19 protein-coding genes are annotated in these 24,658 nt (G+C 69.1%); 3 read left to right on the top strand and 16 right to left on the bottom strand.

The window, feature by feature from the left end:
* Window positions 1–53: 53 nt before the first annotated feature.
* Both CV1CTNOD_RS07925 and CV1CTNOD_RS24550 read right to left on the bottom strand, forming a co-directional pair.
* Entirely contained in the window at window positions 54–1,343 is a 1,290-nt protein-coding gene (locus tag CV1CTNOD_RS07925) for an acyltransferase family protein (protein ID WP_131785502.1), read from the bottom strand.
* Window positions 1,340–2,497 (bottom strand): acyltransferase family protein, encoded by a 1,158-nt coding sequence (locus CV1CTNOD_RS24550; RefSeq protein WP_165485378.1) that lies wholly within the window; start codon window positions 2,495–2,497, stop codon window positions 1,340–1,342. The genes CV1CTNOD_RS07925 and CV1CTNOD_RS24550 overlap by 4 nt, the downstream gene beginning before the upstream one ends.
* Before the next feature lie 327 nt (window positions 2,498–2,824).
* On the opposite strand from CV1CTNOD_RS24550, the gene CV1CTNOD_RS07935 reads away from it, so the two are divergent.
* Window positions 2,825–3,703, top strand: coding sequence for a class I SAM-dependent methyltransferase (locus CV1CTNOD_RS07935; RefSeq protein WP_131785504.1), 879 nt, complete (start codon window positions 2,825–2,827; stop codon window positions 3,701–3,703).
* A 68-nt stretch (window positions 3,704–3,771) separates the two neighbouring features.
* Here CV1CTNOD_RS07935 and CV1CTNOD_RS07940 read toward each other — a convergent pair whose 3' ends face one another.
* The 6 genes from CV1CTNOD_RS07940 to CV1CTNOD_RS07965 form a co-directional block, all read right to left on the bottom strand.
* Window positions 3,772–4,782, bottom strand: coding sequence for a glycosyltransferase family 2 protein (locus CV1CTNOD_RS07940; RefSeq protein WP_131785505.1), 1,011 nt, complete (start codon window positions 4,780–4,782; stop codon window positions 3,772–3,774).
* Window positions 4,779–5,780: a glycosyltransferase gene (locus tag CV1CTNOD_RS07945; RefSeq protein WP_242606477.1), complete on the bottom strand. Its 1,002-nt coding sequence runs from the start codon at window positions 5,778–5,780 to the stop codon at window positions 4,779–4,781. Before CV1CTNOD_RS07945 ends, CV1CTNOD_RS07940 begins: the two co-directional genes overlap by 4 nt.
* Window positions 5,781–5,880: 100 nt before the next feature.
* Window positions 5,881–7,260, bottom strand: coding sequence for a phenylacetate--CoA ligase family protein (locus tag CV1CTNOD_RS07950; RefSeq protein WP_131785507.1), 1,380 nt, complete (start codon window positions 7,258–7,260; stop codon window positions 5,881–5,883).
* Window positions 7,257–8,729: a DUF362 domain-containing protein gene (locus CV1CTNOD_RS07955; RefSeq protein ID WP_242606478.1), complete on the bottom strand. Its 1,473-nt coding sequence runs from the start codon at window positions 8,727–8,729 to the stop codon at window positions 7,257–7,259. Before CV1CTNOD_RS07955 ends, CV1CTNOD_RS07950 begins: the two co-directional genes overlap by 4 nt.
* A 234-nt stretch (window positions 8,730–8,963) precedes the next feature.
* Entirely contained in the window at window positions 8,964–9,926 is a 963-nt protein-coding gene (locus CV1CTNOD_RS07960; RefSeq protein ID WP_165485379.1) for a class I SAM-dependent methyltransferase, read from the bottom strand.
* 2 nt (window positions 9,927–9,928) lie between these two features.
* The gene (locus CV1CTNOD_RS07965; protein ID WP_131785510.1) at window positions 9,929–10,726 is read right to left on the bottom strand and encodes an FkbM family methyltransferase; all 798 of its coding nucleotides are present in this window, start codon (window positions 10,724–10,726) and stop codon (window positions 9,929–9,931) included.
* A 466-nt stretch (window positions 10,727–11,192) separates the two neighbouring features.
* On the opposite strand from CV1CTNOD_RS07965, the gene CV1CTNOD_RS07970 reads away from it, so the two are divergent.
* Window positions 11,193–12,362, top strand: coding sequence for a glycosyltransferase family 4 protein (locus CV1CTNOD_RS07970; RefSeq protein WP_131785511.1), 1,170 nt, complete (start codon window positions 11,193–11,195; stop codon window positions 12,360–12,362).
* Between the two features lie 6 nt (window positions 12,363–12,368).
* Here the strand turns inward: CV1CTNOD_RS07970 and CV1CTNOD_RS07975 are convergent, their stop codons facing one another.
* Window positions 12,369–13,394: a GDP-mannose 4,6-dehydratase gene (locus CV1CTNOD_RS07975; protein ID WP_131785512.1), complete on the bottom strand. Its 1,026-nt coding sequence runs from the start codon at window positions 13,392–13,394 to the stop codon at window positions 12,369–12,371.
* 99 nt (window positions 13,395–13,493) lie between these two features.
* Between CV1CTNOD_RS07975 and CV1CTNOD_RS07980 the strand changes: the two genes are divergently transcribed.
* Window positions 13,494–14,165, top strand: a complete 672-nt coding sequence (locus CV1CTNOD_RS07980; protein ID WP_131785513.1) for a class I SAM-dependent methyltransferase — start codon at window positions 13,494–13,496, stop codon at window positions 14,163–14,165.
* Between the two features lie 19 nt (window positions 14,166–14,184).
* Here the strand turns inward: CV1CTNOD_RS07980 and CV1CTNOD_RS07985 are convergent, their stop codons facing one another.
* The 7 genes from CV1CTNOD_RS07985 to CV1CTNOD_RS08015 all read right to left on the bottom strand — a co-directional run bounded on the left by CV1CTNOD_RS07985 (window position 14,185) and on the right by CV1CTNOD_RS08015 (window position 24,405).
* The gene (locus CV1CTNOD_RS07985; protein ID WP_131785514.1) at window positions 14,185–15,012 is read right to left on the bottom strand and encodes a TylF/MycF family methyltransferase; all 828 of its coding nucleotides are present in this window, start codon (window positions 15,010–15,012) and stop codon (window positions 14,185–14,187) included.
* Between the two features lie 117 nt (window positions 15,013–15,129).
* Complete coding sequence (locus tag CV1CTNOD_RS07990) at window positions 15,130–16,011, bottom strand: glycosyltransferase (RefSeq protein ID WP_131785515.1); 882 nt, start codon at window positions 16,009–16,011, stop codon at window positions 15,130–15,132.
* A gap of 10 nt (window positions 16,012–16,021) precedes the next feature.
* Window positions 16,022–17,380 (bottom strand): lipopolysaccharide biosynthesis protein, encoded by a 1,359-nt coding sequence (locus CV1CTNOD_RS07995; protein WP_131785516.1) that lies wholly within the window; start codon window positions 17,378–17,380, stop codon window positions 16,022–16,024.
* Window positions 17,377–19,776 carry a bi-domain-containing oxidoreductase gene (locus CV1CTNOD_RS08000; RefSeq protein ID WP_131785517.1) on the bottom strand — a complete coding sequence of 800 codons (2,400 nt, stop codon included), beginning with the start codon at window positions 19,774–19,776 and terminating at the stop codon, window positions 17,377–17,379. The genes CV1CTNOD_RS07995 and CV1CTNOD_RS08000 overlap by 4 nt, the downstream gene beginning before the upstream one ends.
* Entirely contained in the window at window positions 19,773–21,989 is a 2,217-nt protein-coding gene (locus CV1CTNOD_RS08005) for a heparinase II/III family protein (protein ID WP_131785518.1), read from the bottom strand. Before CV1CTNOD_RS08005 ends, CV1CTNOD_RS08000 begins: the two co-directional genes overlap by 4 nt.
* On the bottom strand, window positions 21,986–22,855 hold the full coding sequence (locus tag CV1CTNOD_RS08010; RefSeq protein ID WP_131785519.1) for an SDR family oxidoreductase: 870 nt from the start codon (window positions 22,853–22,855) through the stop codon (window positions 21,986–21,988). The genes CV1CTNOD_RS08005 and CV1CTNOD_RS08010 overlap by 4 nt, the downstream gene beginning before the upstream one ends.
* On the bottom strand, window positions 22,852–24,405 hold the full coding sequence (locus tag CV1CTNOD_RS08015; protein WP_242606479.1) for a glycosyltransferase family 4 protein: 1,554 nt from the start codon (window positions 24,403–24,405) through the stop codon (window positions 22,852–22,854). Before CV1CTNOD_RS08015 ends, CV1CTNOD_RS08010 begins: the two co-directional genes overlap by 4 nt.
* Window positions 24,406–24,658 lie beyond the last annotated feature (253 nt).

The raw sequence follows: 24,658 nt of genomic DNA on the forward strand, positions 1-24,658 counted from the left end.
CTCCCCGAACGGCGACTGAATGTTTACCTGCTAGCGTTGCCGCGTGTCCGGCATCATGTCCCGGTCGCGCCGGGATGCTCGATGGTCCCGGCTTCCGGGAGGGTGCCGCGGGCGGGTGTCTCAAGCCTGTCCTCCTGGCGCGGGAATGCCACCCGGGGTGCGACGCGCCGCCGAGTGGCCTGGGTGGGCCAGAAGAACGGTCGTTCCGTCTTCAGCCTTCCGGGAGTCCAGTGCTTCAGCTTCAGTACATGTTTCTCGACCGCGAACCAGCTGCCCGCGGCGAGGGCGGCCGATCCCACCGTGAACGCCGAAAAATACACCAGTACGCCGTGCCGGTGCAACCCGTGGAGCGCCAGGAGGTGCTGCACCGGGGAGGAGTATATGTACAGGCCGTAGGAGAGGTCGTTCTTTGCCCCGATCCGGTGGAACGGGAGCCGGATTCCCAGCCACAGGCACAGATAGGCCAGCGGCGGGGCCAGGATCAGGTGCGGTTCGCTCAGGAACATCGAACCTGTCACGGCGATGGCCGCCGCCGCCGCGAGCCGGCCCGACACCGGCACCCGGTCCCCGTAGAGAAACAGCAGGGACCCGCAGAGGAACAACGGGCCCAGCCGGAGTGCTCCCTCGGCGAAGGGGCTCCCGAGAAGAGTGCCGGCGACGTCAGGCGTGAGGTGATGCACGACCACCGCGAACCACATGACGGCGGTCAGCACGGCGACGACCACCCGTCGCCGTCGCAGTACGCCGATCGCTCCCAGGATGGCCACGCCGAGGTAGCAGAGGAACTCCCACCACAACGACCAGAGCGCACCGTTCCAGGAAGCCGGACCTGTGGCGGGCGCCGTGCCCGGAGCGTTTCCGGCCGGGGTTCCCGAGACGTCGTAGAACTGCATGTGCAGCGTGCTGTTCCGGACGATGTACTGGACCGGTCCGTGGTTTGCGTCCAGGAAGCCGTCGAGCGACCCGTGGGCGTGCAGCCAGCCCAGTGGCGCGAAGAATCCGGCGACGACGACGAGACAGACCCAGAAGGCCGGGTAGATCCGCAGGAAGCGGTGCCACAGGAAACGGGCGGTCGTCCCCACCCGCACGTTGCTGCGGGTCACGAGGAATCCGCTGATGACAAAGAACGAGTCGACGGCGAGAGCACTCACTTCGTAACGCCCGAGTCGGAACAGGCCGAACTGCCCCAGCGCCCATCCATGGGCGATCATGACGAGGGCCGCGAAAACCAGGCGTAGGAAATTCAGACTGTTGTCGGGGCCGAAGGCGGTCCTGATCGCGGGTTTCCGCGGCCGGTGCGAGCGTGTCGACGGGCGCGGGCCCGGCTTGGTGCGGTTGCTCATGATTCCTCCGCTCGGGCGCCGGGGGAAAGTGGTTCTTCGGGTCTGGGCAGGCGAAGCCGCTGTAGTATGCGGATGGTCTCCGCCGGGCGGGGGGTCCAGCTTTTCAGCCGCAGGGCCGGGCGTTCGATGCAGAACCAGCTCAGTACCGCCGCGGCGGCGGTCACGGACAGGCAGAGCACGAAGTATGCCGCGATGCCGTGTTGCTGTACCTTGTACACCGCCGCGAGCTGTTGGATGGGAAACGAGTAGATATACAGGCCATACGAGAAATCGTGTTCCGCGCCGACCCGGTGCAGCGGCAGGCGGATGCCGAGCCAGATACACAGGTAGGCAAGGGGAAGATTCAGCAGTATATGCGGATCACTCAGGAACATCGAGACGATCAGAATGACGGTGCAGCCGGCGGCGAGCATTCCTGAAAGCGGGATACGGTCGGCGTAGAGGTAGAGGACGGAGCCGGCGAGGAACATCAGGACGAATCGCTCCACACCGCCTGCGAAAATGCTGCCAAGAGGCCCTGGGGTGAAACCTGGTGCCAGCCAGTGCAGCACTAGTACGGCCCACAGGCAGGCGGTGATCGCCGCGACGAGCGCGCGCCGCCGCTGGATGATGCCGAGCAACGCCAGAACAGCGATGCCGAGGTAGCACAGGGCATCCCAGTAAAGCGTCCACATGGAGTTGTTCCAGCCGATCGAAATAGCCGAGTTCGCCGGTGGGAAGGGTATTCCGGACGGTGTACCGGAAATATCGTAGAAGCGCACCTTCAGCAGAGAATTAGCGATCACGTACTGTATCGGCCCATGTGGACGGGCGGCCAGGTAGCCGTCGAACGAGCCTCGTTCGTATCGCCAGGCCAGCGGCGCGCAGAGGAACGCCACAGCTATCAGGCTCGCCCAGAACCCCGGCAGGATGCGCAGGGCGCGGTGCCACAGGAAGCGGGACGTGGTTCTCACGCCCAGTCGACTCCGGGTGATCAGGAAGCCGCTGATGACGAAAAATCCGTCCACGGCGACGCTGGCCGGATCGTAGTTGCCGATGTGGATCTGGCCGAATCCACCGAGGGCCCAGGCGTGAACGATGACGACGGTGAGGGCGAACACCAGGCGAATGAAGTTGAGGCTGTTGTCCTTGCTGAATCCGGTGGCGATGGTCACCTTTGTCTCTGTCCGATGTGACACGGATGTCTCCGATTGCTGTGATTGCGGCCGGCTCCCAAGGGGAGCTGAATGCGATGTATGGTAGCGAGAATCGATTGATCTCAAGGTTTCCGACACGCCCATCGATGGTGGCAGGGTAGTTGTCCGGGCTCTTGTGCCGTTAAAATCGGAAACATTGATGCGAACGCTTCCAGCAGAGGTCGGCCGCATGTCCCGGCCGACCTTCGACGGCGGTCGTCCGGGCCGTACGAGGGATGCTGCCGGGTTGTTTCGCCACGCCTTGGTTTGCAAGATCCACGGACGAGGAGAAGGAGAAGGAGTGACATGGGTACGGTCCGCCCGGAGGTCCGGTCGATCACCGAAAAATTTCGGGAACGCCGAGTCCTGGATGCCCGATGGGTTCCGGCGCTGCTTGACGCCACCCCGTCGGGCAAACGCCGACGAGTGGCGTCGTGGCTGATTTCGCTCGATTCCCGGTACGCCCGCGCGGCCGATCGGGGCAGTGGGGCGGGTCGGGCCGACATCCCCTGGGATGGACTCGTCCGGGATCTGCTCGTCCCGTCCCTCACGGTAGACATGACCGTGCTGGAACTCGGCTGCGGACCGGGTTTCGCGACCAGGGAGGTTGTCCGCCATGTGGACGCGGTCACCGCGGTGGACATCTCACGGGGCGCTCTCGCCTGCGCTCGTGCGATCAGCTCCGACCCGGACATCGAATACATGACTCCGGAGGAGTTCAATCGTGCGGGGCGGACCGTGGACTTCGCGTACTCCTTCACGCTCACCCAGGATCTGTCCGATGATCTGTTGCGCGGGGCGCTGGAAACCGTCTGCCGCGCGCTGCGCCCCGGCGGAGCCCTCCTCGTGTATGCCGGTGCCGGCGAACCGGACACCGCGGGCGGACGCGAGCGCGCCGGGACCGGCGCATTCCGCACGGACGCGTTTCACGCGAACGTGTTCCGCGAGGACAACGGTCCGGCCCGTGCCGGCGGCGCTGACCAGATGCGTATCCTTCGCCTGGCGCGGGCCGCGGGCTTTGTCGACGTCGATGTTGCGCCGGTCCGCCCGCGGACACCGGGCCCGGACGCCATCGCCGACCGGCGCATCCTCAACGTTCTCACCGCGCGTCGTCGCGGTCCGGTCGAGAAGGATGCCGCGGGTACGAGCTGGGACGCGCAGGCGGAATCCGCGCCGACACCGTAGCCAGCCACGGTGAACCGGTTCACCGTGGCTGGCTTCAGCTTGGTTTCAACCGGTTCACCGTGGCCGGTTCAGCTGGCCCGAAGGGAGGCTGACGGTGAAGGCAGCGGTGCCGTTCTGACAGCTACCGTCTCGAACGGGTAGACAGCTTCCTGCGGTGCTGCCACGGAGGTGTTGAGAAGATTGATCGTCTTCTCGTGCCAGGCTCGGTACAGGCAGAATGCCAGCCCCTGCCAGCCGTCCCGCCAGCCGCTTCTGAACACGTACATGTAGAAGAACATCGCCGGCGTCTTGCAGGGCACCAGGGGAAAGACGACGTCCCGGGCGATGGCCCGCGACAGCGGTCTGGTGCTTGTCGTCCGATTGTTGACGAGCGCCTGCCGAAGCTGCTGGAACGGCTTGGCCGAGGTGCTCCGGCGGCGTGCCTCCAGCTCCGCGTAGGTGATGTGCTTGTGCAGCCAGGAGGCCAGTCCCTTGCTGTCCTGGTCGATGAGGTCATGTTCGAGGGTCAGTATCCTGCCGTTGACCGACGCGCGTTCGTTGAATTCCTCCGCGGTGGCGAACGATGCGAATCGTCGGTCGAGCAGCCGGGCCTGCCAGCTGTTGGTGTACCATCCGCAGTGGGCTATCCATCGTCCGAGGAAGAAGAACCGGCGGCGGTGGGTGTAGGCGGCACACTCCTCCCGCCCGAGCCGTTTGGCGATCTCCGCCGCGAGTTCGACGGGAACCCACTCGTCAGCGTCGAGAAAGTACACCCAGTCGTGCTCGATGTCGGGATGGCGCATTGCCCACTCGCGCTGGCCGGCAAAGCCGCGCCATGGTTCCTCCCATACCGTGGCGCCCAGCGCCCGGGCGATGTCGGGTGTCCCGTCGGTGGAGCCGGAGTCGACAACCACCACCTGTCTGCACCACCCGACCGACCGGACTGCCCGGGCGATGTCCCGGTGTTCGTCACGTGCCAAGATGATTGCGGTGACCGATACGGACCCCGGTGGCGGCGACAGCTCGACACCGGCTGTGGAGGGGGCTGCGTACGGGAACGACAGCTGTGCCGGCCGGGCCGATGCGGATCGGAACATCATGGTGTCACCTCTGCTTCACCCAGCATCCAGTTGAAGTAACGGTCACGGTCGAACGGGTTGTCGTGTTCCTGCGGCACCTGAGTCTCCAACGCACGCCGGATCGCGTCGGCGACTTCTTCCGGATTCTCCCGGGTGAATGGCACCAGAGCGCCGCCGGCGACCTCCCGGTTGTGTGGCGTGTCATGGGCGACAACCGGCTGTGCCGCGAGCCGTGCCTCCGCCAGCGGGTAGCCGAACGATTCGATACGGGTGGGGTAGATGGTCGCCCACGACGTCCTTCGGTACCTTGTCACATCGGCATGCGTGATCCGGCCGATGAAACGTAGGTGACGCGCGTCGCCCACCCCCTCCGTATGAGCCTCCTGGGGAGTCGCGGTGACCAGCACTTCGACTGGTGTTCCGTGTTTGCGCCGGACGATCCCCACCGCATCGTCGATGACCCGGAGGATGTCGCCCATCCGCTTCCATCTGGCAAAAAGCACAGGACACAGGAAGACGCCCGGTTTTCGATCGGAGACCGGCTCGGGCTCCATCGACAGCGGGTTCGGCCGTACCGAAATGCGCGACGAGAGATCCGGGGCGGCCATGGCGACCCGCTGCGCCATTCCGGTGGTCGGTACCACGATCACGTCCGATCGGCGGGCGGCCTGGCGTACCACCTTGGCCTGCCACGGGATCTCCCGATCGATGCGGTTCCCGAGATTCCTGATCTCTTCGGGATCCAGAAAGTGCTGTGGTTGGTGGAGCAGCAGCCATCGTCGGGCGGGCGTCACCACGAACCCGACGTTGTTGAGGGAGACCACCCGGCTGTGTTTCCACGGCCGCTCGCGCTGGATCAGCCAGGTCGGGTTGACCGGTTGGTCGCGACCGATGATGCGGACGTCCGGGCGATGGTTGTCCGCGAGATAGCCGTCGAGCTCGAGAAGCAGCCGCCGTGCGCCGCCCATCCGTGCACCCGCACAGTCGACGAGGACGGTGCGCTCCTTCGCCGCTGTCATCGTCGCCTCCATGGTTTCGGATCCGTGCATAACGTCCATGTTCGTCGCACTTCTCTCCTCGGTCGGTCCGGAAAACTGCCGATGGCTTGAGACTTGGTGGTCAGGGCATACCGGGACGCTCCTGCGTCCGGGCCGGTCGATAGTGTTGGTCCACCGTCACGCCCTTTCCCCGGATGCTCAGGAGCGTGTCCGGGGGGACGACGGTCACGGACACCCGCAGGCGGTCGCCCACCCGTTCCTGCAGGAGGCGGCGGGCCCGGGTCAGGTCGCTGGTCTCCGGCCGCCGGGCGGCGGCCACCCGCAGCTCCACCTCGCCGCGCCTTTCCTGCCGGAACTGGAACCTGTCGAAGACGGCGAAGGAGCTGTCATGGAAGTTCAGGGCCGCGGTGGAAATGGGTTCGTCATCCGTCCCGTAGACCAGGGACTGGTCCCAGCGGCCGCGAACGTCGGTCAGCACCGGGAACGACGAACCGCATACGCAGCGGGCGTCATGCGGACCCGGGGGCAGGAGGGTGCCCGCGTCCTCGGTGTCGTAGCGCACCAGGGGCATGGCGGCGTTCGTCATGCCGGTGCCGACGATCCGCCCGTCGACGATCTCGGTGAGGCCGTAGGTGGGTGCCACGTGGTAGGCGCCGGTGCGGCGGGGGCATTCACCCGCGAACACCACCTTCTCGCTCTGCCCGTACCAGCGGACCACCGGCGCGGCGAAGACGTCCCGGAAAAGCGTCAGCTGCCAGTCGAAGGCGCCTTCGCTGGCGAGCAGAACCGCACGAATGCGATTCAACGCGCGATGCGGTCCGGTCCGCGCCACCCAGCGCGCGAACGGCGTGACAGCAGACGGGTATCCCCAGACGGCCATCGGCCGGAATTCATCGAGCCGGTCCAGGAGATCCTCGAAGGTCCGGTCCGACAGGTGGAACGGGGACACCAGGAAATGGTTGTAAGTAGGCTGGAACAGGATGGGACGGCCGGCGAAGCCCTCCCCGAGGCTGCCCCCCCGAAAGGTGATTTTCGGGTCGGTCGGCCGTACTCCCGCCCGTCCCCACACGTGGGCGATGTGGGCCCATTCGGTGAAGAACGACGCGTAGGAGATCCTCAGGTCCAGCGGCCGCCCGCCGGTGCCACCGGTGGTGACGCGCCGTGCGGGCACCCGTGGATTGGTGAAGGAGCCGGCAAGGCCGCGAACGGTTTCCTTGCCCAGCACCGGAAGATCGTCGAGCGGGCCCTGGAGGTATTCCGGATGCGCCTGGTAATACGGCACCGGCCGGCCCCATTGCCGGTGGAACCGGGCCATCCGGGACAGCTGCCACTCGCGGACCTCGGCCGCGTCGGCCGACTCCAGCCGGGCGAGTGTGCGCAGGTGGCCCTGCACCAGTGGGCTGGCATAGGCGGCGCCGAACGCCGCGGCGGCAGCCCGTGACCCGAACACCGAGCCCGCCTTCGCCGAGGTCGTCCTTGAGGTCGTCCTCGCCCGGGTCATCGAGGGACCGCCGGAGGTGGCTCGTGTTCGACGTGCCCATGCCAGGCGAAGTGCGCCTCGGCCCGCAGGACCGCCTCGACCGGCAGCGATCCGAGGCCGCCGCGCCATGGGTCGTGGTCGGAGACGATCTCGATGTCGCGCCAGTCGCCGTGGGCCAGCGGCAGGCTCCGGCACGCGAACGCCTGGTGGACCACCGGCACCCGCTCGGGGTCGAAACCGAACAGGTACGTGACGGCCGCGTCGACCGCGGCCGGCGTGGTCCCGCAGGCCAGCAACCGGGCGGGCAGCGGGTCGGGGTTCATGGGGCCGTTGCGCTGCCCCGCGATCACCCCGTCCACGATGACGATGTGCCGCCGGTTCGGGTCGGGGGTTTCGGCCACGGTGCCGTCCGGCCGGCCGTATTCCAGGATCTTGTTAAGGTCGAGGCACATGCGCCATACCGTGTCGTTACCCCACCAGTTACCGCTGCGTACCACGGTGTCACCGTCGCCGAACAGTTGGCTGCCCTGGTGGCGAGCCACCCGCAGCACGCGTCCGCCCAGGCGAGGGGACAGCGCCGCCGCCCGACGCAGCCGGGTGGCCACAGCCCGCTCGAGGGAGTGCCGGGAGCTGCGGCTGGGATGCTCGTCGCCGCCGGTGTCGGGCCGGCCCTCGGTGTGGTGCGGTAACCAGTTCTTGTCTGCGTTGATCCCGACCAGGTTCTTCAGACCGAGTGTGATCCCGGCCTTCTTGTGGCTTTTCAGCTTGGGAAGGTTCACCACGAGATCGGCGCGTAGGGCCGTACCGGACAGCAGGTACTCGTGCCGGCCCCCGATGTGGTGGGAGTTCACCACCCGGCTGTCGTAGTCTGCGCCGTAGTAACGGCCCGCTCCGCTGTGGCCGACGAACTCGCTGGCCGTCGCGAGGTCGAAGGCGATCGCGCCACCGGGATCACCTGCCAGGCGGCGCCGGGCCACGACGACGTCGTCGACCGTGGTCCATTCCTCCTGGCGGAGGTCGATCAGATCGAGGCGCAGCCCGCGTTCCTGGTAGAAACGGCGCAGCTCGTCCAGGCCGAGCACACCCACGATCGCGGAGAACGACGAGTCGGTCTGCGGTGCGTCGGCGACCACCACCCGGCCCGCGGTCCCGACCGCGGCGAACGCGTAGTCGGCGACGGCGCGCACCACGGAGCCGTGTGTGAGCACGTACCGCCAACCCTGCGGATCTCGCGGGTGACGTTCGCGCACCAGGTTGGGTTTGAGGACGACCGTCCCGCCCGGTGGGACGAAGTCACCCAGCGGATTCCAGCGGGCCGTGTCCACATGCGCCGCGTCCATCCCGGCCAGCGCCAGGACCCGGCGGACGCCGGAATACACCTGGTTCGTCGCCGGGCCGAGGTGCCCGTGCGCGTACTCGGGATATGCCGTGTCCGGAGAGAAGGGTGCGATGTCCGGATATGACGCCGTCTGCGTCCGCGTGACTGCCACCCGGTACTGAAAGGCGATGTTTTTAGGCATTACCGGCTTTCCGGCCTTCTCGGTAGGAGAGCTGGCCGTGGTCGCGATGCCGCCACGGCCGGGGTGGTCGGATATCGCGCCTACCGGTCCTTGAACGGATGGTCGGTAGATAGCCGACGGTGGTGTATCTACGCTCAGGGTAGTGATTCTGCTACATAATGCGAGGACTGGACCGTGCGCGTCGCATCACCGGCAGGCATGGACTCAACCGCGCAGGCCGGGCTCAGGGGTTTGATGGGTGAGAACGGCCTTGATGGAGGCGGCCCGCCCGAGCCGGGCCATCAGCCGGGCGCTGGGCTCCCAGCCGGGCCTGAAGCGGTGCGCCCGTCCGTTCGTCCTGCGGTCCGCGGCTTCATGGGCGGCTCGGATGGCAGGCGCTCCGGCAGCCGGTGGGCGGCCAGGTGCGGCGTCCCGCCGGCCTGCCTCGGACCGCCTGCACCGGAAGTAGTCGCGCACGGCCACCGCCAATCCGATCGGCGTCTCCAGCGGGAGCTCGCCCGTCCACACCCGACCGACTGCCAGGCCCGCGGCGGCGGCGACGGCCGACATGCCCGCGGCCGACGGGAAGGCCACATGGTCCACCTCCTTGAACATCGACCACCACGGGCCTACGACGCCGGGCACGATGCAGGATGAGTTCGACGTCGAGATGAAGATTTCGCCGTCCGGCGCCAGGCGTGTTCGCAGCGCCCGCAGGAATCCCCGGATGTCGTGGACGTGTTCCAGGACGTTGATCGCGACGATCGCGTCGAAGGTCCGGCCGGGCGGGAGATCCGACAGCGCCGGGTGGACGGTGCGGATTCCCCAGGCGGACGCGATGTGGGCGCGGTGCGCCGGGTTTGTCTCCACGCCCCACACCTGCCGGCCGGCGTCCCGTGCGGCGGCCAGCAGATGCCCGGAGCCCGGCCCGATTTCCAGGACAGTCGATCCGGCCAGGCCGAGCGTCTGCCAGGCGTCGGTATGCGGCTGGTCGCCCGACGCCCCGACTGCGCGGGGAATCAGGGTCGTACCGTCTTCCGCCTGTTTGTGGAGATCTTCGAAGTCGGTTGCGGAGATGTCACGGAAGATCGATCGGCAGGCTCGGCACGCCGCCCAGACCGCCGTGTCCCGGTTGCCGTAGTAACGGGCGCCGGAAGCGCCGCAGAACGGGCATTCTCTGGTGATCACAGCTACCTCTCCGCGGCGAGTGCGAGCGTGGACCAGGCAGCGGAGTCGACGGGCCGGCGCGTGCCGGCGGGATGGGAGGCGTCAAAGATCTGGTAACCGTGCTCGGTGAAGATCTGTGTCACCGGACCGGCATTGGCCGGGGCAACCTCGCAGATGACAGCCGGCCGGGTCTCACTCAGCAGCCGGGGCCCGCCTTCGAGGACCAGCCGCTCGGCCCCCTCGACATCGACCTTCAACACGTCGGGTGCGGGGAAGTGGTCGAGGAGCGAGTCGAGGGTGACCGTCGGCACGACCTGGACAGCGCGTACGCCGCCGGTCTGGTCACCACCGAATCCCTCGATGTGGTTGGTGGCCCGGTTGCGTGCCGCGATGCAGAACCTGCTCACACCAGGATCGGCCGCGGCCGCCACCGGCAAGACGTCTATACGAGCACGTCGCCCGGGCAACGTGCTCGACCGTCGCAGCAGGTTGACCATGATCGTGTCGGGTTCGACGGCGAGCACCGTTCCACCGGGGCCGGCCGTCGCCGCGGCAGCGAAGGTGAACAGACCGGTGTTGGCTCCGATGTCCCATACCGTGCTGCCTGCCCGGACCACTTCGCCGACCAGGCCGAGCAGGACGGGGTCGACACCGGTCAGGCGCGGGCGCAGGAACTTCAGCCCGGCCTCGGAGGAAACATAGATCCGGGTCTGGTCGAAGGGCGCGGGCAGCCTGCGGCGCAGCACGACCCGGTGGGACGCGCGCTCCGCCGCGGATCGCAGGGAGAGCATCGTTGCCGCGGAGTGCCTCGACCCGATCATCGGATCGCCTGTTCGTCATCGGAGCCGCTCGGACGCGGCTCGCCGATCCAACGACGATTCTCGTAGATGTTCCTACGGTTCATAGGTTCTCCCGCACGTGGGGGTGCCACCCTGGTGTGAATCCAGCGGGCCTGAGGTCGTCTCCGGGTGACCAGCGGGCCAAAGGTGACGCGATCATGTTCTTTTCGCGCGCTCGGGGGCCGGTTGGAAACTTAGAGTAGCAGTTCAGTAACTTTTCGTGTCTAGCAGTCGGGATTTCGGCGTGCCTCGCGCCGGTGCGTTCCCGCCATGGCGACCCGGCGGGCCAAAGGCAGTGTGATCATGTTCCTTTTGTGCTCGGGGCTCCTGTCGGAGTCCGAGGTTCCTGGGGTGCTTCGGCCGTGCGCGGGATGGCGACACTGTGCGCGCTCAGGACCGGCGCGTTGATGCCGCTGGTTCCGAGCGTTTCTCGAGCACAATATGTGACATGAAGAACTCCATACGTCATGGCCGTCACGCACGGCAGACCGGCCGGACCGGTGACGTGCTGCTGCTCGCACCGTCGCTGGGACTCGGTGGCGGCATCGAGCGCTATCTCGCCACGCTTGAACAGGCCCTCGACGGGTCGGGCGCACAGGTACGCAGGGTGGACCTGCTTTCTCCCGGACGCCGTCCCACGCTCGCCGCGAAGGCCGCCTTTGCCGCTCGCGCCCTGGTCGCCGCGCGGCGGCATTCGCCGATCCGCTGCCTGCTGGTGGGGCATCCCGGCCTCATCCCGGTGGCGGCGGCGGTCACGGCGGCGGCCAGGCCGCCGCGCTCGTTCGTCGCGTTCTACGGCACCGACATCTGGGGTACCCGACCGCTGCGCCGGACACTGCTCACCCGGCTTTCCCGGGCCCGCCCCCTGACGATCAGCAGTTTCAGCGCGGGTGCCATGGTGTCCCTGGGTATCCCGGCGGTCCTGCCGCCCGGCATCGACCCCGTCTGGCGCCAGGCCCTGCTGAGCACGCCGCGTCCGGCCGGGGCGGACCGCGTTCCGGTGCTGCTCACCGTCTGCCGGTTGCCGGATTGGCGGGGCAAGGGCGTGGCGGAGCTTGTCGAGGCGACCCGACAGGTACGTGAGCGCATCGGTGCGGTGCGTCTGGTCGTGGCGGGTCAGGGCCCAGCCCCCTCCGACCTCGTCGAGTTGCTCGCCCAGGCGGACGCCGAGCTGCACGTGTCGCCGTCCGACGCACAGCTGGCGCAGCTCTACTGCACCGCCGACCTGTTCGCGCTGTGCACCCGGACCAGAGTGCGGCCCCCCAGCAGCGGGGAGGGTTTCGGCATCGTGCTGGTGGAGGCGCAGCTCGCCGGCTGCCCGGTCGTCGCGCCGTTTTCCGGTGGCTCCTCCGACGCCTATGTCGCCGGGGTGACCGGCTGGTCACCGACGGACGAATCCGCTCCGGCCCTCGCCGAGCTGGTGCTGCAGCTGCTCTCCGACCGCTCACGCCTTGCCGAGGCCGGCGGGCGTGCGCGTGAATGGGCGCGGACGGTGACCGATCCTGACGCCTACGCCGAGCAGACCTGCCGGATCCTCCTCGGCCGGGATGGGCCGTCCCCGGCCGGGACGGGCCGTCCCAGCGCCATGGCAGGCTGGGTCGGGCCCACCGTGATCTGATGTTGTTCAGGCCCGCTGCGCGGCGTCGCCGCGCAGGGTGGCGTCCTCACGGTCGAGATCGCTGCGCACGGCGGTAAGGTCGGCGTCCACCATCATCTCGACAAGGGTGCGGAAGTCGACCGCCGGTCGCCAGCCGAGCAGATCCCGTGCCTTGGAGGCGTCGCCTACGAGCACGTCGACCTCGGCGGGCCGCAGGAAGCGCGGGTCCTGGACGATGTACGGGCTCCAGTCGTCTATCCCGACATGGCTGAACGCGGTGTCGAGCAGCTCGCGGACCGAGTGCGTCTCCCCGGTGGCGACGACGTAGTCATCGGCGGTGTCACGCTGGAGCATCCGCCACATGGCGTCGACGTAGTCGCCGGCGAACCCCCAGTCGCGCCGCGCCTCGAGATTACCCAGCGCGATCTTCTCCTGTGCTCCGAGCGCGATCCGTGCGACCCCTCGGCTGATCTTTCTGGTCACGAACTCCACACCCCGTCGCGGGCTCTCGTGGTTGAACAGGATGCCGGACACGGCGTGGGCGCCGTAGGACTCGCGGTAGTTGACGGTGATGTAGTGGCCGAAGGTCTTCGCGACCCCGTACGGGGAGCGTGGGTGGAAGGGAGTGGTCTCACGCTGCGGGGTCTCGCGCACCTTGCCGAACATCTCCGAGCTTGACGCCTGGTAGAAGCGGATGCCTCCCATCTCGTCCGAGGCGACTATCCGGATCGCCTCGAGCATCCGCAGGACGCCGATGCCGGTCGTCTCGCCGGTCAGCTCCGCCTGCCGCCAGGACAGGCCGACGAAGGAGATCGCGCCCAGGTTGTAGACCTCGTCGGGCTGGGCGATCTCGACCGCGCCGATGAGGGACGGCAGGTCGGTCAGGTCGCCCTCCAGCAGCTGGACCCCTGGCAGCGTCTTCTCGACCATGGCGACCTTCGGATTCGACTGGCCGCGGACGAGCCCGAAGACCTCGTAGCCCTTGTTGATCAGTAGCTCGCCCAGGTACAGCCCGTCCTGACCGGTGATACCGGTGATCAGTGCGTGTGGCATGCGATGACACTCTCTTTCTGTTACTTGGAGTACGCGATATATTGCGTATAGTAGCGAGCTTGCATCGTCCATCGTCACCGCATGTAGGGGAACAGTCTGATGGCCACTGATTTGCGATACCGCAACGCCGGCAACAAGATCCTGCTCGACCTGATCCGCCGGGAGCCCGGTAGCGCACTCGACTGCGGCTGCGGCGCTGGTGACAATGCGCGGTTGCTGACCGGCCGTGGGTGGAGCGTCACCGGGGTCACCCACGATCCGGCCGAACTCAAGGTGGCGGAGGAGGTCTGCGAAGCCGTGTACCTGCGCGACCTTACCGATGGTCTCCCTTTCGCCACTGACGGTTCTTATGATCTCGTGCTGCTGTCACACGTCCTGGAGCACCTCGCCGATCCCGCCCGGCTGCTGGCGGAGGCTCGGCGGGTCGTCGCCGAGGACGGGCTCGTGGCGGTGGCCCTGCCCAACGTCCTGCACTACAGCCAGCGGGCCAAGTTCATCCGTGGCCGGTTCGAATACACGCAGACCGGGGTGATGGACGCCACCCACCTGCGGTTCTTCACGTTCGACTCCGCTCTCCGGCTGGTCCGCGACAGCGGCCTCGACGTGGTTTCGACGTTGCCCGACGGCGGGCTTCCCTGGTGGCGCCTGCGCAACGTGCTGTCCTCGGGCGTGACCGGACGGCTCGACCAGTGGGCCGCCCGGCGGCGGCCGAACCTGCTGTGCTGGCAGGCGGTGTTCCTGGCTCGACCGCTGCCGAGCTGGGCGGCGTGACCCGCCGAGCGACCCGGGGCTACCGCCGCCAGTAGGCGCCGCAGGCGTCGATCCGCACGAGCGGGGCGTTGATTCCCTCGGCCGCCCGGAAGTCCTCGACCGCGCGCCGGCAGCCCTCGACCGCACCGAAATCGTCGATGATGCAGAAGCCGCCGTCCGACAATCTGGGATAGAGCGCGGTCAGGGCCTCGATCGTGCTTGAGTACATGTCGCCGTCCAGGCGCATGAGCGCGAGCCTTTCGATCGGCGCGCCCGGCAGCGTTTCGGAGAACCAGCCGGGGAGGAACTTCACCTGGTCGTCGAGCAGCCCGTACCGGCGGAAGTTGTCCTTGACCTCCGCCAGCGAGACGGCGAGCTCGGTCACCGTGTGATGCCGATCATCGGCGTCGGCGGGATAACGCGTGGGATCGGGCCTGGGCAGCCCCGAGAACGAGTCCGCAACCCATACCCTGCGGTCCTCGACTCCGTGGGCCGCCAGTATTCCTCGCATCAGGATGCACGAACCGCCCCGCCAGACGCCAGTTTCGATCAGATCGCCGGGAACCTCGTCGCGCAGGATCGTCCCGACGCATTCCTGTAGATTGTCCAGCCTTTTAGTGCCCACCATGGTGTGTGCGAGACGAGGCCAGTCCTGACCGTTCTGGCGAACCTCTGGAGAAATAATTTTCGCTACCGACAGATTATGGCGCTCGAGCAGCCGCTGCAGAATCTGGGCGCTCTTGCGCCCGCGCCAGACGGCGCCGTCCCGCCCATCCCACAATGAGAAGGAGAGCACCTCCTTCAGTAGGTGGACATACCGTTCCGGAAGTTCCTGTCCCACGGTCGGTGATATGTCGAGGTCCGTCATGTCAATCATTCCTCTTTTTCTTTTCCGGTGGGCGTGTCAATGCCCCTGTCGCCGGCCCAGGTTTCTCGGGGCCTCCGAGCGCGCGAGAAAAATCATGATCGTGTGCTTTTCGGCCGGCTAGGACCAGGACACCCAGCGGGCGGGACGGGGTTCGTCGGGCAGGGGCGCGCCGTCGGCGGGCATGCGCAGCAGCCCGTCGACGAGACCGTGGAAGGCGAGCAGGCAGGACATGTACCCACGCCTGCGCACGGCGTCCTTCAGAGCGGTGCCGGGCAGCAGGACCAGGACCGACCACAGTGTCACCAGTGCCGTGCGCAGCGCCCAGCCCCGCGCGCGGACGAACCACAACCTGTTGCGGATGCTGTAGTAGATGTATCGGCCGGACGGGATCGTCCCGCCGCTGGCGTGCCAGGCCCGTGCCGGGCTGAGCATGACACGCCAGCCGGCATCCCGCGCCCGGTGGCAGAAGTCGGCGTCCTCGAAACCGAGGAAGTAGCGCCCGTCCATCGGCACGTCCCGGTGACATTCGGCCTTGATGAACATGGCCGCGCCGGTGACCCACTCGGCCTCGCACGGCTGGCTCGCAGCCGGTGTCCGCAGGACCCGGGGTGCGGCAAGGAACCGGGTGAGGACGGCGGCGCCCGACTGCAGTCCCCGGGCGTTGACCAGTGTCGGGCCGACCACGCCGACGCGGTCGGTGGACAGCAGGTCAAGGCATGCCCCGATCGTCGCGTCATCCATCCGGATGTCGTTGTTGAGCAGCAGATAACAGGATGCGGTCGGGTAGACCCGGGTGGCGTGCTGAAAACCACCGGCGAAGCCGAGATTGCGCGACGGGACCATCCAGGCGATCTCCGCGGGGATGTCCTCGGGGCGTTCCGACAGATCGTTGGCCACGACCGCAACCCTGTGGAGCAGCGTGCTCCGGTTCAGTTCGCGGGCGAGTTCGACGGTGGGCTCGGCCGGCCCCCAGTGCACGATAACCGCGATATTCCTCATGATTGATTCCTCATGATTGCTCCGCAAAAGCGGCTCGGTTCGGCGCGGTGCGGCCCGGTGCGGTGCGCCGCAGCACCGCGCCGAACATCAGTGCCGCGGACAGGGTGTAGACGGCGATCGACGCGGTGGCGACGAGCGTGAGATTCCCCGTCGGCACGGTCACGCACAGGCCGGCGATGGTCAGGGTTGCCGCCAGCGCCTGCGTCCCGTACACGCTGCGCTGGCTGGAAAGGCTGAGCAGGGCATGAATCAGCAGGTAGTCGGCGGACAGCGGGATCGCCGCGAGGACGAGAGCCCGGGTCGGGTCCACGGCGGGCAGGAATTCCCGGCCATAACAGACAGTGATCAGCTCGGGTACGAGGATCGCGACCGGCAGGGCCACACCGGCCGCGACACTGAGCGCCCACTTCACGCCACGCCGGATCAGGAGGCGTTGCTGGTCCGGGCCGCGGGCGTGCCGCAGCCGGCTGAAGGCGACCATGCCGACCGCCTGGCCGAGCGCGGTGCAGGTGAGGCTGGCGGTGGCCGCGATACCATAAAATGCGACGCTGGCGGTGGGCAGAGTGGCAGCGACGACCACCGAGTCGAGTCGATAGATCACCTGCGCCCCGATGGCCGTGGGCAACGCTGCGACAGCACTCTGGACAAGCGCCCGCGACGGGACGATCCGGGCCAGCCCGCGTAGCTTTCCCAGGCCGCCGAGGGTCCGCACCAGCATCATGACCGCCGGGACGGCGACGCCGGCCCCCGAACACAGCAGCCACACACCGACGTCGCGCGTTCCCGCCCGCCAGGCCACGACCAGCAGGAACAGGCCTGCCAGGCTGGGTACCAGCCGCACGATCTGGAACTCGCCGGTCATCCGTGACCGGCGCTGGGCCATACCGGACGCGAGCGACGAGGCCACCGCGCCAGTGGTGGCCGCCGCCGCGCCGACAACCCCGAAAACGCCCAGCCATGGTTGTGCCCCGGTGCCGGCGAGCACCCCGAACATCACCGTTGCCGCCAGCACGACCGCGGCGACCTGCGTCAGCAGCGGGCCGACAAGGTCGCTGTCGCTGCCGCGGTCGGTCACCACCGCCTGCGTCACGCCGAGGGTGAGCACGACCGCCGCCACACCCGACATCGTCTGGGTGGCCACGAACGCCCCGCGGGCGGCCGGCCCGAGAAACCGTGCGGTCACGATCCCCGAGGCCAGCCCGATCAGGATCCCGGAGGCGTTGCCCGCGGCGACCGCGATCCCCGACGGCACGGTCGGGCGTCCGAGTGCCATGCGTCGTGACCGCCGGTGCCGGGCCGTGGGCAGCCTGCCGGGCGCTGTGACCGGGCCCGCGGCGACGCTGCCGGTCTGGGCGTCCTGGGCTGTCACGTCGCGGCGTTCGGAGTAGTCGCGACGTCCGCGCCGCTCGTGCTGTCGGGCGTGGCACGGTCCGCCGGCTGGGCGCTGCTTCGAGTTGCCGGCGCCGCGGGCGTCGCCGTTGTGGTTGCCGTCGCCGCGGCGGCAGCCGCGAGGACGTGGGCCGAGGTGGCCAGGCCGAAGTCCGGCTCCGGGGCGTCACCGGTGTTGCGCAGGCGCCGGTGGAACTCGCGGACGGCCGCGTTGTGGCCCTTGTCCTGGCGTCCCTGCCAGACACCACGGCCACCGACGGTCAGATTCCGGAAGTCGTCGAGGACGAGGTGCGTATCGCCGGCCAGAGCCTCCAGGTGCTCCTTGCCGATGCCGGCCGGGCGGGCGGAGGAGTAGACGATCACCGAGGTCGACTGGTCGGCGTGTCCCAGTACGACCGTCACGTCGTCGGCAACCAACACGCCCCCACCGCCGGCCGGGTGCGCCTGCACCGACACGACCTCGGAGGGATTCAGGAACGTGCAGGTGTCGACGAAGTGGCAGACCTCCCCGAGCAGCCGCCCGCCCTGGCGGCGGTCGGCGTACCAGTGCCCGTCCGCGATCTTCCCGGCCGCGACCCGGTAGATCATGGTGAGCGGGGACGTCCGGGCGTCGAGATGCTCCCGGGCGAGCCGGGCCGCGGGTGACCAGCGCCGGTTGAAGCCGACGAACAGGACGCCGTCAGCGCGGCGGGCGGCGGCGTCCACCGCCTGCAGCTCGTCGAAGGACAGCGCCAGCGGTTTCTCGCACCACACGTGCCGGCCGGCGTCCAGCGCCCGTACGACAAGGTCGGCGTGGGCGTCGTGCGGGGTTGCGATGACCACCACGTCGACGTCGGGATCGTCGATGACGGCGTCCGCGCTGCCGGCGATCTTCGCGAAACCGGCGCGTTCCCCGAACCGTCTGGCGCGCAGGCCACCGGCCGAGCCGACCGTGACGAAGCGGTCGAAGCCCGCGGCGCGGAAGGCGGGCAGCAGCACCGTGGCGGAGAAGGCGCCGGCGCCGATCCAGCCGACGCCGTAGCGTCCGCCGGAGGCCCGTGCCGTGCCCTCGTCTGTGACGCGCTGTGCCCCGGCCAGCCCCGGGACCGCGGGGAGCTCGGGACGCCGGGAAGATCCGGAAAGCCGAGAAGATCTGGAAAGCCTGGGAAAGCCGGGAAGCCGGGCAGGCCCGGCCAGCCCTTGGGCCCCCGGCAGCCGGCTCGGGTGGCCACGCTGGGAAGGCAGGACGATGCTGTCCGGGAGCGTCCGGGACACGTCATAGTCGAAACGGATCGCCAGGTACGGTTCGCTCCTGCTTTCGACCAGGGCGTAGGCGGCCGCGGCGTCGTCGATGGCGAAACTGTGCGTAACTAGATCGGCGACTTCCAGGCGGCTGGTGGCCAGCAGGTCGACGACGGCCTCCAGGTTGCGGCCCTCGGTCCAGCGGACCTGGCCGGCCGGGTAGTCCACGCCCCAGTCCTCGTACGCCTGCTCGTAGCGACCCGGCCCGTACGAGCGCGCGAACCGTACCGACAGTTCCCGGTCGTAGAAGGGTGTGCGGTTCAGCTCGAGCCCCACGTCCCCGACGACGACCACGGTCGCGCGGTCCCGGCACAGCGCCGGCACCCTGCCCATGAGATCCGACGTCCGTGTGGCGGCGCAGACCAGCACGGCGTCCGCGCCCCGTCCACGGCTCCAGCGCAGCACCGCGGCCGTCGTGGCCTCGCCCTGTTCACGCAGGGTGAGGACACCGGCCCGGCCGGCCGCGGCCAGTGGCAGGTCGGCGACGTCGATGCCGGCCACGTCACATCCGCTGGCCAGCGCGATCCGGGCGGCGAGCTGGCCGACCAGGCCGAGTCCGGCGACCACCACCTTGGCACCCGGCCCGACGTCGGCGAGGCGCAGCCCGTGCAGGGCGATGGAACCTACCGTCGCGAACGCCGCGTCCACGGCCGGTACCCCGGCGGGAACCGGCGCGCACAGCAGACCTGGCACCGCCTGCACCTCGGCGTGGTTCGCCCAGCCGGCCCCGCCGGTCGCGACGAGCTGTCCGGGCACGATGCCGGCCCCGCTGACCATCTCTCCGACATCCACCACGGTTCCGGCCGCACTGTAGCCCAGCGGTATGTCCCCTCCGAGCCGAGCCTGCACCGCGCGAGCGGCCGTACCGATCCCGTCGGTACGGGCCCGCCGGACCACCTGGCGGACCAGGTCGGGACGGGCTCGGGCCTTGGCGACGAGTCCCGACTGGGCAAGCGCGGTGACCGCCCGTTCCGTCCCGGGGGAGACGATGCTCGCCGCGGTACGGACCAGAACCTCGGTCGGACCGATCTGCGGTGCGGGGACGTCGAGAACCTCGACCGCGCCCCCACGGATTGCCTGCACCACCTGTTTCACGTCCGCTCCACCCCCTTCTTTCCTGGTTGGCCTGGCACTCCTGGTTGGCCTGGCGTTCCTGGTCGGCTTGGTATTTCCGGCCGGTCTGGTATTTCCGGCCGGAGGCCGTCCGGTCGGACGACCTCGATGTCCGTGTGGATCTCGACGGGCAGCTCGCGGTCGACGACGTATGCGGCGGTGAACGCCGGTACGGTGTCCTGCCAGCCGATCGCCCGGTGTGTCCGGCGTAGCTCCCAGCGACCCTCCACGGCGGTGGTCGCGGTGCCCCGCGCGCGCAGGACGATCTCCCAGGCGCCGGCGGTGCGGACCCGGATCGTGCTGGCGGGGTCGTCCACTGTGGCGACCGTGTCGTGAGCGAGCGGGAAGAGAACCTCGACGCGGTGGGCTTCCCGCTCGCCCGCTCGGTCGGTGAGTTCCACCCGGTCGGTGAGTTCCACCCGGTCCGGCCGGACTGTGAAGGTGCGCTCGTGCGCCGGGCGTCCGGGCAGGTGCCGGTAGCCGTCGTGGGAGGCGGTGAGTACCGCTGTGCCGCCGTCCAGCGCCATCTGGACGATCTTCGGATGGGCGCGGCGGCCGGCGCGGAAAGCGCCCCAGACCTCGGTCGAGTCGACTCCGTCGACGACGAGGCTCGCGTGCGCCGCGCTCGAGCGTTCGTGGTCGCGGACGGCTCCCGGGTCATAGGTCGAGGTCGCGGTGTCGACGATCAGGGGGATGCCGTTCCACCAGAGCAGGAACGCGAGGGTGTCGGCGTGGGCGTGCGCGGGGAGAGTGTCCGGGCACGCCGGTCCGACATCGGCGACGAGGTGGAAGCCGCCTGCCCGTAACACCGCGAGACCGGTGTCGGCAAGCAGCCGTGACCCGGTCCCGGTGACGGCAGGTGCAGGGACGCCTGACCGGCCGCCGCCGGCATGGTGGACCACCTGCCGCCTGCCGGATCCCCACCCGACGGGCTCCGGCCCTCCGGCTCCCCGCCCGGCTGGCAACAGGTGGTCCACCATGCCGGCCGGGATCGGGTAGCCGTCGTTCAACAGCGGCACATCGCCGTCCGGGCCGAGTACCGTGCGTAGCCAGTGGCGCATCCTGGTGACCGCGGCCGGCAGCTCCTCCGGTACCACCGCGCCACTGGCCGACAGCAGGCCGATCACGTCGTCGAGGTCGGCGAGCACCTGGCAGTGGTAGGCGGGTGCCCGTTCGAAATGACCACCGTCGGCCAGCACCTGTCGGCGGACCTCGCCGCGCAGCTTCTCGACCCACCGCTGGCGGTCCGCCGTGTTCCCGCCGGCCACCGCCAGCCCGATCAGGGCCTTGAGGTTCTTGACCAGATGGTTGCCACCGACATCGGTCTCCAGGTGCAACCGCAGGAATGCCTCGTGCCGGCCGAGGTCGGCGCGCACGGTCGAATCGACCGCGCTGTCGCGCACGAGCGGCTCGAACAGCCCGCACAGCGTCCACGCGCGAAGGGACACGACATAGGGCGCCCATGCGGTGCCGCCATGGAGCGTCGCGGCTCTCCCGCCATCGGGTGTCGCGGCTCTGCCGCCGTGGGGCATCGCTACCCGGCCGCCGTCAGGCATCCCGATCCGGCCGCTGCCGATCATTGTGGCGGTCCGCCAGGACGTGTAGAGCCGGGCGAAGGCGGCCCGGGCCTCGTCGCGGTCACCGTGGGCTGTCAGCGACCAGGCCCAGTCCCAGTAATGCAGGTGGTAGCGCCACAGCAGTGGTGCGTTCGCCTGTTCCCAGTCGAGCTCGGACGGGCTGCCGCCCCGGGGGTGCAGTCGATGGGTGCGGCCGAGCAGGGTCAGCGCTCCCTCGAGGATCTCGGCCGGGTCCGGCCAGGCCGCGTCGCAGCGGCCGTCGAACGGTATGAAGGAGGGCGGCCAGCAGCCGATCTCCGGCGCGGCCAGGCGCAGCAGGCGATCGGTCGTCCAGGGGAAGCGCCGGGCGAAGGCCCGCTGGCCGCGAAGGCGTACGCGGGCGGTGATCTGTTGCGGCCGCAGGTGCCGCACGGTCCGCAGGTACCGGCCCGGCTGGACGCCTGTGGTAGCTGTGGGGAAGCGGGAAGCCGCCGGTCCGGCAGGCTGTCTCCTCTCCCGTGTGGGCTCGTCGCGGTGGGTGACGGACGGTCCGGCGTCGGTGGGGACGCCGCTGACCGCGGTCGCAACCTCGGGGCCCGACGGATTGTGCAGGCCGGTCACGTCACGAAGGCCGGTCATGTCAGTAGCGCCGCTTCGGCTCGGATGCCCTGGTCGAACGGCCGCGGCGCGAAGCCGAGGTCGGCGGCTGCGTCGGCGATCGAGAACGCCTTGTCCTCGGCGAGCCGGGCGATCTGTTCGGCGCGCAGCAGCGGACGGGCCGTCAGCCGTTCGTATCCGCGGGCCACGGCGAGCGTGGTGCGCAGCGGGAGCGTAACGGTGACCACCCGGCGTCCGACCGCGGCGCCGGCCTCCTCGACGATCTTCCGGAAGGTCAGCGCTTCCGGCCCGGCGATGGTGTAGGAGCGGCCGATGGAAGCGTCCAGTCGTACCGCCGCCAGCACGGCGGAGGCGAGATCGTCGACGTGGACGGGCTGCTGCAGGCGTTTGCCACCACCGGGCAGGGGCAGTAGCGGGGATCGGCGCAGCGCGGCCAGCAGCCGCGCCATGTTCCGGTCGTCCGGGCCTCCGTAGATCATGGTAGGTCGCAGGATCGTCCAGCCGAGGCTGCTGCTGGTGACCGTTTTTTCGGCTTCCGTCCGGATCTGCTTTGTCGCGGCGGGGAGCGTCGTGAAGATTGCGGTGGTGGAGATGAAGATCGCCCGATTCAGCCCGGCCGCCTCGGCCGCCGACACGATCACGTTCGCGTGCCCGAATCCGAGGGAGGCAATGTTGATCAGTACGTCGCCCTTGGCGGCCCGGAACGCGGCGTCCACCGAGGCGGGGTCATCAAGATCGCCCGGAACGGCCTGCGCGCCCGCGCGTTCAAGGGCGCGAACGGCCGCTGCGCTGCGGGCGAGTCCGGTAATGTGATGCCCTTCCCGGATCGCGTCTGCGACCACCCGGCGCCCGAGAAACCCGGTTCCGCCGGTCACCACCAATCTCATGCGTGTTCCCGGTGCCCGGCGATTTCGGCGATCCCGGATGCGTCCGAAGGCTCGAGCTCCGAAGATGTGGACTCCGAAGATTCGGGCCCCGACGACTCGGGCCCCGACGATGTGGGCCCGGAAGGTTCGGATGCGCCGGACGCCTCTACCGCCTGCGCAGGCTCGGTCACCGGATCGGTCGCCGGTTGGTACGGCTCGACCGTGTCCGCGCTCCGCTGCCGGGGGACGGCGACCGTACGGCCCGCTACCTCCTCGAGAAGGCTGCGGTACCGACGGGCCAGTACCAGGCGGTCGAAACGTGTCGCCACGTAGGCGTGGCCCCGCTCGCTCATTGCCACGCGCCGGGCCGGGTCCGCGGCCAGGGTGCGGATCGCGCCGGCCAGTTCCAGCGGGTTTTCGGGCGGGACGACGACCCCGCCCGCCTCGGAGAGGATCCGGGCGGCCTCGCCGGTGAGCGCCCCGATGACCGGCCGTCCGGCGGCGAGCAGCTCGAACATCTTCGACGGGATGAAGGTGGAGAACAGCGGCACGTCCCGCAGGGGGACCAGGCAGATGTCGGCCGCGGCGACGATGGCCGGGACCTCGTCGCGGCTGACCGCGGGCAACATGGTGACGTTGGTGAGTCCGAGCTCGGTGACCCGGTCGGCGACCCGTGCCCGGTCGGCTCCCTCGCCGACGAGGGCGACGTGCACCGGGTCTACCGGATCCCGGGCGAGTTCGGCCGCGGCTTCCACTACCGAGACCAGGCCCTGGGAGATGCCGTGGGCCCCGATGTAGACGACGAGGGTGTCGCCGGTGCGCGCGCCGAGACGGTCGCGTAGCGCCCGGGACGGCGACTCCGCCGGGGATGCTGATCCCGCCGGGGACGGCGACTCCGCCGGGGACGGCGAGTCGGATGGGCTGAACCGGCTCAGGTCGGCCCCGTTGTGGATCGTGTGGACCTTGCCCGCGGGTATGCCGCGTCCGACGATGTCGTCCCGGAAACCGTCGGTCACGGTGACGACGGCGTCGGCGGCTCGGTAGGCGGCCATCTCCAGGCGTTCGAGCGCGGCTATGACCCGGCGGTTGCGCAGGACGCCGAGCTGCACGAAGATCGCCGGCCACAGGTCGCGGACCTCGACCACCAGGCGTGCGCGCCGCAGCCGGGCCAGCAGCCACGCCGAGCCGAGCGGGAAGAACGTCGGGGACGAGACGACCACGACGTCGGCCGCGCCGGTGTGACGCCCGCCGAGCAGCACGCTGGTCGCCATGAACGACAGGTGGGACAGGGTCCGGCGGGCGATGCCCTCGTTCGGGGTGGCGTATATCCACGTCCGTATCACCCGGTAGCCGTCGCGATGTTCGATCCGCCGCCGTGCGCCGCGGTACTCAGGCGGCACGATGCCAGTGGGGTGGTTGGGCATCCCGGTCAGGACCGTGACGTCGAGGCCGTCCGCCGCCCATGCCTGTGCCGTCTCGGCGAGGCGGGCCTGCGGGGCACCGACCTCGGGCGGGAAGTAATGAGTGATCAGGAGTACGCGCAGCGGTCGCTGGCCTGCTGGTTCGGTCACCGTAGCTACCTCGACGCCGCGTACGCGATGTAGGCGAACTTCACGGTTGTCTCCTGAGTACGAGATGGCGTGGGAAACGTACTGTCGGTGTGACAGAGCTTATCGTAGCCAGATGCATACGATCCGTATGCACACGTCGGGCGCGGCGATCCGGCTACTCGCCTCAAAGCCGTCCGGCAAGGGACAAGCCGTCCAGCCGTCCAGCCGGCCGGCTACTGGTTCGACGGCTACTGGTTCGACGGCTGCTGGTTCG

Source organism: Protofrankia symbiont of Coriaria ruscifolia, assembly GCF_900634745.1.
GTDB lineage: Bacteria > Actinomycetota > Actinomycetes > Frankiales > Frankiaceae > Protofrankia > Protofrankia californiensis.